The 12859-nt window shown below is 44.1% G+C and carries 12 protein-coding genes; 6 read left to right on the top strand and 6 right to left on the bottom strand.

The features are described 5' to 3' along the window. The first annotated feature begins 54 nt into the window (after positions 1 to 54). Positions 55 to 1350, top strand: a complete 1296-nt coding sequence (gene pepB / locus JF50_RS24545; protein ID WP_039611890.1) for an aminopeptidase PepB — start codon at positions 55 to 57, stop codon at positions 1348 to 1350. Between the two features lie 50 nt (positions 1351 to 1400). Here pepB and JF50_RS24540 read toward each other — a convergent pair whose 3' ends face one another. The 5 genes from JF50_RS24540 to gpmM all read right to left on the bottom strand — a co-directional run bounded on the left by JF50_RS24540 (position 1401) and on the right by gpmM (position 6744). Then, positions 1401 to 1820, bottom strand: a complete 420-nt coding sequence (locus JF50_RS24540) for an HPP family protein (protein ID WP_039611889.1) — start codon at positions 1818 to 1820, stop codon at positions 1401 to 1403. A gap of 97 nt (positions 1821 to 1917) precedes the next feature. Then, positions 1918 to 2643 carry a divergent polysaccharide deacetylase family protein gene (locus JF50_RS24535; RefSeq protein WP_039612197.1) on the bottom strand — a complete coding sequence of 242 codons (726 nt, stop codon included), beginning with the start codon at positions 2641 to 2643 and terminating at the stop codon, positions 1918 to 1920. 146 nt (positions 2644 to 2789) lie between these two features. Next, complete coding sequence (locus tag JF50_RS24530; RefSeq protein ID WP_052262750.1) at positions 2790 to 4013, bottom strand: S41 family peptidase; 1224 nt, start codon at positions 4011 to 4013, stop codon at positions 2790 to 2792. A gap of 38 nt (positions 4014 to 4051) precedes the next feature. Beyond that, entirely contained in the window at positions 4052 to 5197 is a 1146-nt protein-coding gene (locus JF50_RS24525) for a murein hydrolase activator EnvC family protein (RefSeq protein ID WP_052262749.1), read from the bottom strand. Between the two features lie 2 nt (positions 5198 to 5199). Then, complete coding sequence (gene gpmM, locus JF50_RS24520) at positions 5200 to 6744, bottom strand: 2,3-bisphosphoglycerate-independent phosphoglycerate mutase (RefSeq protein WP_039611888.1); 1545 nt, start codon at positions 6742 to 6744, stop codon at positions 5200 to 5202. A gap of 290 nt (positions 6745 to 7034) precedes the next feature. Between gpmM and JF50_RS24515 the strand changes: the two genes are divergently transcribed. From JF50_RS24515 to gpsA, 4 genes are all read left to right on the top strand, one after another. Then, complete coding sequence (locus JF50_RS24515) at positions 7035 to 7466, top strand: rhodanese-like domain-containing protein (RefSeq protein WP_039611887.1); 432 nt, start codon at positions 7035 to 7037, stop codon at positions 7464 to 7466. Positions 7467 to 7478: 12 nt separating this feature from the next. After that, positions 7479 to 7736 (top strand): glutaredoxin 3, encoded by a 258-nt coding sequence (grxC, locus tag JF50_RS24510; RefSeq protein WP_039611886.1) that lies wholly within the window; start codon positions 7479 to 7481, stop codon positions 7734 to 7736. Positions 7737 to 7813: 77 nt separating this feature from the next. Further along, positions 7814 to 8296, top strand: coding sequence for a protein-export chaperone SecB (gene secB, locus JF50_RS24505; RefSeq protein WP_039611885.1), 483 nt, complete (start codon positions 7814 to 7816; stop codon positions 8294 to 8296). 3 nt (positions 8297 to 8299) lie between these two features. Next, positions 8300 to 9307: an NAD(P)H-dependent glycerol-3-phosphate dehydrogenase gene (gene gpsA, locus JF50_RS24500; protein ID WP_039611884.1), complete on the top strand. Its 1008-nt coding sequence runs from the start codon at positions 8300 to 8302 to the stop codon at positions 9305 to 9307. Positions 9308 to 9361: 54 nt separating this feature from the next. On the opposite strand, the gene JF50_RS24495 is transcribed toward gpsA, so the two are convergent. Then, positions 9362 to 10525, bottom strand: coding sequence for a DcaP family trimeric outer membrane transporter (locus JF50_RS24495; RefSeq protein WP_039611883.1), 1164 nt, complete (start codon positions 10523 to 10525; stop codon positions 9362 to 9364). Positions 10526 to 10893: 368 nt separating this feature from the next. Between JF50_RS24495 and acs the strand changes: the two genes are divergently transcribed. Further along, positions 10894 to 12834 carry an acetate--CoA ligase gene (gene acs / locus JF50_RS24490; protein WP_039611882.1) on the top strand — a complete coding sequence of 647 codons (1941 nt, stop codon included), beginning with the start codon at positions 10894 to 10896 and terminating at the stop codon, positions 12832 to 12834. Positions 12835 to 12859: the final 25 nt, after the last annotated feature.

The raw sequence follows: 12859 nt of genomic DNA, 5'->3' as shown, positions 1-12859 counted from the left end.
GGGGCTGCTAGTGTACACTGACAAGCAACAACAAGCGTAAGAGTGAAAATCTATATGTCTGATAAATTTATTGTTCGCTTAAGTGAACAAGCGCCTGCAACACATTGGGGCAATAATGCATCGCTGTCATTTGACGAGCAGGGTGCAATTATTCATTTAGCTGAGCAAGAAACACTAAAGCATATTCAAAAAGCGGCTCGTAGCCTAGCACAACAAGGGATCCCTGCGGTAGCGTTAAGTGGTGAGGCATGGTGCACTGAGTCTCAGTGGGCATTTTATCAGGGCTTTGTGAGCCCAAAGCAGCTTGACCCGGTTACATTTGCTGAAAATGCACAGTCAGATTTAAAAGAATTACAAGCACTAAAGCAAGCGGCGACTTGGATGCGCCAAATGATCAATGGCACTGCAGAAGATATTTACCCAGAGAGCCTTGCTGGTAAAGCCGCTGAATTTATCCAGTCTTTGGCACCAGAGCATGTCAGCTATCAAATTATCAAAGGCGATGCATTGTTAGAGCATCAGTGGATTGGTATTCATGAAGTTGGTCGTGGTAGCGAGCGCGCGCCAGTGCTACTTGAATTAGACTTCAACCCAACGGGTGATGAAGATGCCCCTGTGAGCGCGGCGCTTGTCGGTAAAGGTATTACTTTTGACTCAGGCGGTTACTCAATCAAGCCGAGCGAAGGCATGTTGACGATGAAGTGTGACATGGGCGGCGCTGCAACGGTGACAGCAGGTCTTGCGTTGGCAATAGAGCGTGGTATCGATAAGCGTATCAAGTTGTTCTTATGTTGTGCAGAAAACTTAATCTCAGGTCATGCGTATAAGCTAGGTGATATCTTAACTTATAAAAATGGCACTACGGTTGAGATTGTTAACACAGATGCAGAAGGTCGTTTAGTACTTGCTGACGGTTTAATGGCAGCAGGCGAAACGGGTGCGCCATTGATCATTGATGCGGCAACACTCACCGGTGCTGCGTTGATGGCTGTTGGTCAAGAGTACAATGCGCTGTTTGGCCTAGACAAAGAGCTGGTAAGTGAAGTACAGCAATTTGCCAGTGAAGAGTTCGAAGCCGCATGGCCACTCCCACTTGAAAAGTGGCACCAAAATAACTGTCCTTCGGCATATGCGGATACAGCCAATAGCCGTGCGCAAAAAGGCGGTGGCTATGGCGGTGCTTCTAATGCGGCTGGTTTCTTATCTCGCTTTGTACCTAACGAAGGGCAAGGTTGGGTGCATATTGACCTTGCGGCAAGCTTCCAAAACAATGCTGGTGCTCAGTGGGCGTCTGGCGCAACAACGATGGGTATGCGAACAGTGGCTCGCACGTTGATTGCCAAAGCATAATTGCAGTTCAAAAAGCCTCTAATACAGAGGCTTTTTTGTTAGATTGAGCGCTATGAAAGCAGTGCAGCTGCGAGACGCACAAAATCTGATGATGTTAAAATACCTAACAGCTTATTATGATCGTCGACTACGGGCATGCAGCCATGGCGATTTTCAACAAAATAACTCACCACTTCATGGAGATTTTGTTGTGGGGTGACACTGGCGAAATCCTCCGCCATGACCTCACTGACCTTTTCCTGTTTTTCCTTTCGCTCTAATGCCAAGTTGCCATAAGTTGATAAAATATTCATGACTTTAGCAATCATAATTTTCTGCGTTAACATGCCAACTAAATGGCCATCGTCGTCAATGACGGGAATATGTCGAATGTTTTTTTCTCGCATCAAGTTGTGGGCATCGTGCAAAGTGTGTGATGATTTAACAGCCAGTGGATCTGGGGTCATGAGCTGTTCAACAGTATGCAGCATGGTTTTGTCCTATCAGTGAAGCTTATTAGTATGTATAACTGATAATGGCGCAGTTTTCCTGCGTCCAGATCAATAAAGTCGCTGTCAATTACTGTGGCTAGCGAGTGTGCAGTGTCGGTTTTTGCAATGCGGCTAGGCGAATATACTTACTCTCAACGAGTGTTGAGAGTGGCACGAGTTCAAACCCTTGGTCTTGTAACTCACGCAAGGCATGCGTTAAGAATTGCTGGGTTTGTGGATATGGATGAGCAATACCTATGGCATAGCCTTGCTCAGTAGCAATGGTTTTGAGCTGCTCTAACTGTATTTCTAATTTCGCATTTTCAAGTTCATTATCTAAAAAAACATGCCTTGCAATATTGTTTACACCATAGAGGTTGGCGATTGTCTGTGCTTGGCTATAAGGCGTGGTACGGCTGTCTAAAAAGTATAGCGAGCGCTTTTTAAGTACTTCCATTGTCCACTTCATCGGTTCATCGTATTGCGTGAGTGCGGAGCCCATATGATTATTGACCCCTTTTACATGGGGGAGGCTAGACAGGGCATGGCCAAGCGTCTTCTGTAGCTGCCATTTTTTCATGTCGAGCGTTAAGCCGCCAGGCCCTAAAGCTTTGTTATCCAATGACTGCATAGGGATATGTAATATAAGCTCTTTATTTTTTAAAGCGGCTTGATATGCGAAATGCTGCGAAAAGGGAGTGTGGGGGAGTAGCGCATACGTAATTTCGCCCGGTAAGTTAAGTAACTCCAGGTCTCTTTGGTGGTTTCCAATATCGTCAATGACAATGGCAATTTGCTTGGCATCACAAGCAAAAGTCATCATCAATATGAGTGACAAAGCAAATTGTTTTAAGCGCACAAGTTAAATCACAGTTTAGTATTATATTTGGGACGACACAGTTATGGTCGACGCTTTTACCAACTAAGTTAGCATGTTTTTTATACGGTTAAAAGCGTCTTTAATATTTTTTAATTTACTGTAGGTTGTTGTTTTACAACTAATTGACGTGCCGCGTGCCAGTGTTTTTCAAGCCGAGTATATAAGTCTTTATTGACTTTATCATTGCTCATTATAGCTGTCTTATTGAGGCTTGTGAGCGTGTTTTTACTATATTCAATGTCTGGCTGTATGCCTGTCCCCTCGATGGATTGTCCTGATGGAGTATAGTAACGTGCCGTCGTCAATTTTAGCGCGCTGGTCCCATTTCCTATTGGGATCAAAGACTGTACTGAGCCCTTTCCAAATGATCCTTGTCCTAAGATCAGGGCGCGTTTATTGTCTTGTAATGCACCAGCTAGAATTTCGGCGGCAGATGCCGATTGCTTATTGATCAAGACTAATATTGGCGCGCCATTTAATATATCACCTTGCACCGCGTAAAACTTTTGGTTGGCATCAAAAAATCGCCCTTTTGTGGTCACGATGACTCCACTTTGTAAAAATAAATCTGAAATGGCCACTGCGCTATTAAGCGTGCCGCCTGGATTATCTCTCAGATCGATCACTAAACCGTTGAGAGACAGTCCTGTGTGCGCAAACAGCATATTAATATGTCTGGCGACGTCATGATAACTGTGGTTATTAAAGGATGAGATAGAAATATACCCGATGTCCCCTTTGAGTAATTTACTTGTGACGCTTTCAAGGGTAATTTCTTGACGTCTGAGTGCCAGCGTTACATTGGTCTCTTCACGCTCCACAGTAATATGAATTATAGATAATTTTGCCTCGCGCAGTAATTTAGACACTTCGGAGATGCTTTTATTGGTGACATCGTGGGTGTTGACGGCGACAAGTTTGTCACCTCCTTCAATGCCAGCTTGCTCAGCTGGGGAGCCTGGGAGTGTATCTACAATGACGATGCGGTTTTCGATTTCCTCAACTTCAATGCCAATACCAGTATATCGGCCATTTGTCGCGCTGAATAAAGTTTCTAACTCATGCTCATTTAAATATTTTGAGTACGGGTCTAACTGTTCAAAGAGTTCATTGAAGTTATGTTGTCTAATGTGTGAAGTTGGTACTTCTTCGACATAATAGGTTTGAATATGGTAAAGAATTTCTTCCATATGTGCGTGGCTAATTTGCTTAGCCTGAACGCTGGAAAACAATAACGCAATTATTAACACGCATAGAAAGGTCAGCGCGCGTTTTAGGTTGTCGGGCGGGGAAATAGAGACACAATATTTCATATGCTGCTCCTAGTGACGGGGCAGCATAGGTTATTCATTTAACTTGATCTGCACCATTTAACTGGATTCACAGCGCTTCCTTTATGCCGTATTTCGAAGTATAGCCCAGGATTTTGTTGTCCGCCGCTTTGTCCCACTAATGCGATTGCATCACCGGGGTTGACATGGTCCCCCACGTCTTTAAGTAAGGTTTGTGCGTGTCCATATAAGCTCATAAATCCCTTTCCATGATCCAGTACGATGACCCAGCCAAAGCCGTTGAGCCAGTCAGCATATACAACATGACCGGGGGCAACACTGCTTACTTCAGTGCCTGTTTGGCCTTTTATGATGACGCCTTTCCAGCTCATTCCAGCATGTTTACGTTGGCCAAAACGTTTGCTTATTTTTCCTTTGAGCGGCCATGCCAACTTGCCTTTAAGCCGCTGTAAACCGTCAAGCTGAGCAATAAACACTTTTTCAGAGGAAGCCTGTACTTCAGCCAAAGACTCTAATGTGGTCTTTAACGTGGTCTCATTTTCTTCTAAATAGGCGATGGCAGATTGAGTTTCAGATAGTTTATCGTTGAGCTTATTCAAATGCGCTTGGCGCTGCTTTTGAGCAAGTTGTAAGTCGTTTTGTCGGATCTGCTGTTGCTCAAGTAGTGCAATTAACTGTTGCTGAGTTTTAGTCAGCGCTTGCTGGTTTTTCTCAAGTTCAACAAAGACTAACTTAAGCTCTTCGAGTTGTGCGATCCGCGCTTTGTTGAAATAGTCATAGTAACTAATTGTACGTTCTAGCGCAGCGGTTTTTTGTTGATTTAGCAGCATCTTAGAGTAGTCATGGCTACCTGTGACATAAGCACTTTTTAGTTGTGCAGCCAATAATTTTTGCAACCTTTGCTTACGGCGATTGAGCTGAGTTCTTTCTTGCTCCAATGCATACTGCTGCTGTTTATTTTCACTTATTCCCTGCTGAGTGAGTGTCAAAGCCTTAGCACTGCGGGCAATTTCGAGCTCAAAAGACTGCAAGCGCTGCTTCAATGCACTAAATGATGCTTTTTGTTTTTGATATGCAGCTTGGCTTTTTTTTAATTCGGCCTGAACGGCGACGAGATCTGCTTTGGTTTGCGATTCATTGGCCTCGGCAAAAGCCGAGAACAATGAAATCACACACACTAAGCGGGTAAGTATGCCCCTTACCATATTTATTTTAAACGCATAATTGGCGAACCAGTCATTTCAGCTGGTTGCTCTAAGCCCATCAAATGCAGCATAGTTGGCGCGACATCGCTAAGCGTTTTATTGGTTTGTGGCTCTGCATCACGACCTACGTAAATAAATGGTACAGGCTCGCTCGTATGCGCGGTATGTGCTTGACCAGTGCTGGGATCTTGCATTTGTTCAGCATTACCATGGTCAGCTGTGATCAGGGCTTCACCACCATGTTCTTTCAATGCCGCGACGACACGACCGATGCAATTGTCAACGGCTTCACAAGCTTTAACTGCGGCGTCAAATACGCCAGAGTGGCCTACCATGTCACCATTTGGATAGTTACAGATAATGGCATCATACTCACCGCCTTTAATTGCTTCGATAAGTTTATCGGTCAGCATTTCAGAGTTCATTTCAGGCTGTAAGTCATATGTGGCGACTTGAGGTGACGGAATGAGCTCGCGCTTTTCACCTTCAAATAAGTCTTCGCGGCCGCCACTGAAAAAGAACGTAACGTGCGCGTACTTTTCTGTTTCTGAAATACGAAGCTGTGTTTTGTTATGTTTGGCAAGCCATTCGCCCAGCACATTATTTAACTTTTCAGGGGCAAACGCGACAGGTGTATCGATGTCTGCTGCGTATTCCGTCATCATTACAAAACTGCTAAGTACGGGGGCTTTTTTCTTCTCAAAACCAGTAAAGTCTGTATCCACAAATGCACGGGTCATTTGTCTGGCGCGGTCTGCTCTGAAGTTTAAAAATAGCACAGCATCACCATCGTTGATTTGTGCAGCGTGTTGACCTTCAGGTGTGATGGTCGTCGCTTGGACAAACTCATCATTTTCATCGCGCTGATATGCCGCTTCTAGCGCTGCTACACCATCGGTAAAATCAAACTTGGCTTCACCGCAAACCATGAGGTTGTAAGCTTGCTCAACACGTTCCCAGCGATTATCACGGTCCATTGCATAATAGCGACCAACAATGCTGGCTAATCGGCCTGTACCCAGTGTTTTAAATAGTGATTGAACACGCTCAATTGAGGCTTGAGCACTGCGAGGTGGTGTATCACGTCCGTCTAGAAAAGCATGGAAGTAAATGTCTTTTGCACCGCGCTGTGCGGCAAGTTCTATGCTGGCCACAATGTGATCTTCATGACTATGCACGCCACCTGGGCTAAGTAAGCCCATCAAGTGGACTGCTTTGCCTTGTTCGACGGCGTTATCAATACTTGTTACCAGAGTCGGATTATGGGCAAATTCACCGTCATCAATCGCTTTAGTAATGCGAGTGAAATCTTGGTATACAATGCGACCGGCTCCCAAATTTACATGACCTACTTCAGAGTTACCCATTTGGCCGTCAGGCAAACCGACATCTAGACCTGACCCTGAAATTAGCGTCGTTGGTTGTGATTGCCAAAGCTCATCAAGTACAGGTGTGTTAGCTGCTAGGATAGCGTTGCTTTGTGTTTCTTCTCTGTATCCCCAGCCATCTAAAATGATAAGTACCAGTGGTTTTTTCTTCGTAGTCATTTGGGCTCCTGAAAAATGCACGATAGATGGCGCATAGAATACCCTGTTTAGCACGAAAATTCAGCCCTATGCTGGTGATTTATGTTCAAGATTGATTAATCTAATGGTAACACCTTTGATATAAAGCGCTCAGCTCAATAGAGTGCAAACTTCAGCAGGTTACTTGCTTAAAACAAGCGCAGTCCACTTATGATGCTGTTGAGCGAAGACAATAGGTTTGTACCAAGAGACGTAAAAACGTATACTCGCTGCACTGTAAGTTTTATCTGCTAATTTAAGTGGCAAGGTTCATGGAACAATATATAACTTTTTTCACCAATCACCCTGTATTAAGTATTGTCTGGGTCGTCCTAGCAATCATGCTAGTGCATAGCTGGTACAAAAGCCGTTTTTCAGCAATTCGTCAGGTTAATCCACAACAATTAACGCTGTTGATTAATCGTGAAGACGCTCAAGTTTTAGATATGCGCGGTAAAAAAGACTTCACAGCGAGTCGAATTGCCGGTGCTGAGATGATGAATGTCGACAAAGCAAAACAAAATGACTTTGGTGGACTTGAAAAGTACAAAACAAAGCCCATTATACTTGTGTGTAATACAGGTATGACTGCGAATAACATTGCTGAAAGAATGCACCAACAAGGTTACGAGAAAATTCACGTACTCTCTGGCGGCATGAGCTCATGGCAAAGTGCAGGCCTACCAACGACAACGGGTAAATAATTGGAGCAATAAATGAGTAACGACGTAATCATCTATACCAAAGATTATTGTCCTTTTTGTCATCGTGCGAAAGCACTGCTTGATAGCAAAGGCGTCACATATACAGAATATGATATTGCTGTACAGCCTGAACTTCGCGATGAGATGATCGAAAAAGCAAATGGCGGACATACAGTGCCACAAATTTTTATCAATGGGCAGCACATTGGTGGCTGTGATGATATGATGGCGCTTGAAGCTCAAGGCAAACTAACTCAACTATTGGGTTAGTCGAGCGAAATTAAAGATTTCCAGTACTTTAGTACATTAACTTAAGTACTGTTTAACAAAAATTTATAGGAATAATAATGACTGAACAAAATCAAAACGTGGCAGCAGAACAACAAGAAGGCCCACAATTCAACATCCAGCGTATCTACACTAAAGATGTATCTTTTGAGACGCCAAACTCTCCTGCAATTTTCCAAAAAGAATGGGCGCCTGAAGTTAAGCTAGATATGGACACGCGTTCAGCTAAGCTAGACGAGGGTGTGTTTGAGGTTGTTCTTGCATTAACAGTAACTGCGACTATCGGTGAAGAAACTGCGTTCCTTTGTGAAATTCAGCAAGCGGGTATTTTCTCAGTAGGTGAATTAGAAGAGCTACAACTTGCACACATGCTAGGTGCTTTCTGCCCTAACATTCTTTTCCCATATGCTCGTGAAGCAGTTGCAAGCCTAGTTAACCGTGGTACTTTCCCACAACTTAACTTAGCACCTGTAAACTTTGATGCTCTATTTGCGCAGTACATGCAGCAACGTGCAGCACAAGAGCAAACAGCAGACGCATAATCTATGAATACATCACAGTCAGCTGTGACCGTATTGGGGGCGGGGTCTTATGGCACCGCCCTTGCTATTTGTTTTGCTCGAAACGGTCACCGAGTTACTTTATGGGGACGTACGAAAGCTGATATTGAACAGTTAGCTGCTGATCGTCAAAACCAACGCTATCTTCCTGATATTGAATTCCCCGCGTCTTTGACGTTAGAAACCGACCTTGCTCACGCAGTGCAAGCAAGCCAAATTATTTTGGTTGTGGTACCAAGCCATGCTTTTGCACACACCTTAAAGCAAATTCAGCCGCATTTACAAAGTGGTGCTCAAATTGCTTGGGCAACAAAAGGGCTAGAGCCTGATACCGGCAGGTTATTGGAAGAAGTAGCCAAGGAAGTACTTGGTGAGACAGTACCTTTGGCGGTGTTGTCAGGACCCACTTTTGCAAAAGAAATGGCGGCAGGTTTACCAACTGCTATTTCTGTTTCTGCAAGAGATGAGGCACTTCGAGAAGAGCTTGCAAGATTACTGCATTGTAGCCGCTCATTTAGAGTGTACAGTAATGATGATTTTATCGGTATCCAACTCGGTGGTGCTGTCAAAAATGTGATTGCCATCGGTGCAGGTATGTCTGATGGATTTGGCTTTGGTGCTAATACGCGTACCATGTTAATTACTCGAGGATTAGCCGAATTATGTCGGTTAGGCTGTGCGCTCGGGGCGAAAACTGAAACTTTTATGGGTATGGCAGGACTCGGAGACTTGATCTTAACATGCACCGATAACCAGTCTAGAAATAGACGCTTTGGCTTGGCATTGGGGCAGGGTAAGAATGTCGATGATGCGATGAGTAGTATTGGCCAAGTAGTTGAGGGCTATCGCAATACCAAAGAGGTTTTTTTACTGGCAAAACGCAGTGGCATTGAAATGCCGATCACAGAGCAGATCTATCAAGTTCTGTATGAGAACAAAGATGTGAAAGAAGCTGCAATGGCGCTGTTAGGCCGAGAGCAAAAATCAGAGTAAGATATAAAAAAACCACCCAATGGTGGTTTTTTTGTTTTGTCTTCTAGGGAGAAATTAGAAAACGTATTTAACTGAAAACTGTAGTCTGTCTAAATCCCCTTCAGCTCCGCTTTGTACTTCTCTATTTGCTATTTTATATTCAGCACCAAAAGTTAGTTTTTTCACTGGTGAGTAAAGAATATTGGCACTGTAGCTGCTTGTCATATCCGTAGGGTCGCCAGTCACATTAAGTAAGCTGGTATCATTATCGGCGCTAAAATAAGAATATAAGAAAGTAGAACGCCACTGTGAATTCCAGTAGTGCTGATAAGCAATAAACCCAGATGTGGAGTCAATTGCGTGTAAGTCAGTGCCGTCATAAACCGCACCATGCGCGACATTTAAACCAACATAACGACCTAAACCTTGGCCATGGGTCAGCATAAACTTGAGGTTATTTTTGCCAAAGTTCACACGACCTGAGGCGCTAACACCAAAGGAGCTTTCAGTCTCATCAGCTGCGCCTGTTTTATAAGTAAGCTGCCTGGCAAGTGCTGCAACGGTAAAATGTCCCCAGTCTGCTTTATAATTATAGCGCGCGGTCAAGTCTGGCATTTGCGCATCGTCCGTCACCTCTCGCACACCACCTGCGGTTGTAACGGTGCTTTCAGGGTTTTCCGCTGAAAATGACCAGTTACCAACGGTATACTTGGCCATGGCTTGACGGACGAATACGGTGCCTTCTGCGGGGCCGACAAAATCGAGCGTCTCAGGCAATGCGCTGACGTTTTGGAAGTTTGACCAAGCTTGGCCGAATAGCCAGCCTTTATAAGTCACAAAAGCTTGTCGAATACGCGGAGAATATGAATTGCTGACACGTTCATTACCACCTACTGACGCGATAAAGTCCAATTCAATCTTGGTTTTTATGGTGCTACCGTCATCTAATTTTGTCGCAGTGCCGAAGTTAAATCGAGATTGCCTCGCATGCATATCAAAAACGGCGTCTTCACCAGTACTCGGTGTGACTGGCGTTGTACTTGGTACATAAAAATCTCGTCCAATATGCTGAGATCCCAGTGTGCCATCAGAGAAATCACTCCAAATAGCATCCAGTTTGATATATCCGCCATAATTGACGTCGGTATTACTTAGGGTTGCGGCCATAGCTTGGCCAGAAAGTAAGCTAGACACTGCAACCGCAGCAAGTTTCTTCTTCATATTAGTTTTAGTTGTCATAAGGTTGTTCCTATAATACTGCCGATTCGTTGCGATGCAGAGAATTATTTCGTCATCCACTGTTTATGAAGGATGTTATTTACTCAATTACCCATTGGTCTATGAGACTAAGGTTTAATGACTGTATATTTCCCAGAAAACTCCTTTGGCAATAATTAATTACACTTCGATTGTAACTGTTGTTATTTGCTCTCTGGTTTTAAGTGAAGAGAGTCAGTATGCTAATGCTCGTTAATGTATAGTTAATTTTCCTTGGTTTGGATAAACTTAAAGCAACAATTACAACTAAGGTCTAATACTTAAACGTTTGGTTGTAAGTGATCCTTGAGTGAAGCCGTAATAGGCAAGTAATTAATATGGAGATGAGTATGTCACAGAGCATTTATCCGGTACCTGAAACGATCAAGCAGGCTGCACTTGTAGATAATGAACAATATCAAGCACTGTATCAGCAGTCTATTGACGACCCTGAGGGGTTTTGGGCAGAGCATGGTAAACGCCTAGACTGGTTCACACCTTATAATAAAGTAAAAAATACGTCTTTTGAAAAAGGCCATATCAGCATTAAATGGTTTGAAGATGGTGTGTTGAATGCCTCTTATAACTGTATTGACCGTCACTTAGAGAAAAATGCGAATAAAGTGGCGATGATTTGGGAAGGTGACAACCCAGAACAAAGCGAGCACATCACTTTTCAAACCCTACATGATGAAGTAGCAAAATTAGCAAATGGCTTGAAAAAGCTTGGTGTTCAAAAGGGTGACAGAGTGGCGATTTATATGCCTATGACACCGCAAGCCATTTATGCGATGCAAGCATGTGCACGTATTGGTGCTGTTCATTCTGTGGTATTTGGTGGTTTCTCGCCTTCTGCAATTGCCGATCGTATTCAAAACTCCGGTGCTAAAGTCGTGATCACTTCTGATGAAGGGCGTCGTGGTGGTAACGCTGTGCCGTTGAAAGCCAATGTTGATGAAGCGGTTTCACAAGATTCAGTGACGACGATAGAACACGTTATTGTACATCAATTAACTGGTGGCGAAGTTGAGTGGAATGCACATGATGTATGGTGGCATGAGCTAGTAGCGGATGTGCCTGCGCAGTGTGAGCCTGAGCCAATGAATGCCGAAGATCCACTCTTCATTTTGTATACGTCAGGCTCTACAGGGCAGCCAAAAGGCGTGGTTCATACCACAGGTGGTTATCTTGTTTATGCATCTATGACACATGAGTATGTGTTTGACTTAAAAGAAGATGATGTTTTTTGGTGTACTGCTGATGTGGGTTGGATCACAGGTCACAGCTACATGGCATATGGACCGCTAGTGAATGGCTGTACACAAGTGATTTTTGAAGGCGTACCGACATACCCAAGTTCTGGTCGTATTGGTGAAATTGTTGATAAGCATCAGGTGACTATTCTTTATACTGCACCGACAGCCATTCGTGCACTTATGGCAAAAGGCGATGAGCCGACAGCAAGTTCTGAGCGCTCGAGTTTAAGAGTGATGGGCTCTGTAGGTGAGCCAATCAACCCTGAAGCATGGGCTTGGTATTACGAGCAAATTGGTAACAGTGCGTGCCCTATAGTGGATACTTGGTGGCAAACAGAAACGGGTGGCATCATGATCACGCCACTACCTGGTGCGACAGATATGAAGCCGGGATCGGCGACACGTCCATTCTTTGGTATTGCGCCTGCATTATTTGACGCAGAAGGCAATACACTAGAAGGTGCAACCGAAGGCAACCTAGTTATTCTTGATAGTTGGCCTTCTCAAGCGCGCACTGTGTATGGCGATCATGAACGTTTCGAGCAAACTTATTTCTCTGCATACCCTAATGTATATTTCACTGGAGACGGTTGTCGCCGTGATGAAGATGGCTACTACTGGATCACAGGTCGTGTAGATGATGTGTTGAATGTATCAGGCCATAGACTAGGCACCGCTGAAATTGAAAGTGCACTGGTCGCTCATGAAGCTGTCGCTGAGGCTGCTGTGGTTGGTTATCCGCACGACATTAAAGGTCAGGGTATTTATGTATATGTCACCCCAAATGAAGGTGTGGTTGTAACGGATGATTTGACCAAAGAAGTGAGAAGCTGGGTACGTAAAGAGCTGAGCCCAATTGCTTCACCGGATATGATCCAGTGGTCACCAGATCTGCCAAAAACGCGTTCTGGGAAAATTATGCGTCGTATTTTACGTAAAATAGCGGCCAACGAGTATCAACAACTTGGCGATACGTCGACACTTGCAGACCCAAGTGTGGTTGATGAATTAATTGAAAATCGTTTAAACCGTTAATTGAGCGTTAAAAACTTGAAATTTA

This window comes from Pseudoalteromonas luteoviolacea (assembly GCF_000814765.1).
Taxonomy (GTDB): Bacteria; Pseudomonadota; Gammaproteobacteria; order Enterobacterales; family Alteromonadaceae; genus Pseudoalteromonas; species Pseudoalteromonas luteoviolacea_H.
Note: the sequence above shows the minus strand (reverse complement) of the source record. Positions and strands in the feature narration are given on the sequence as shown.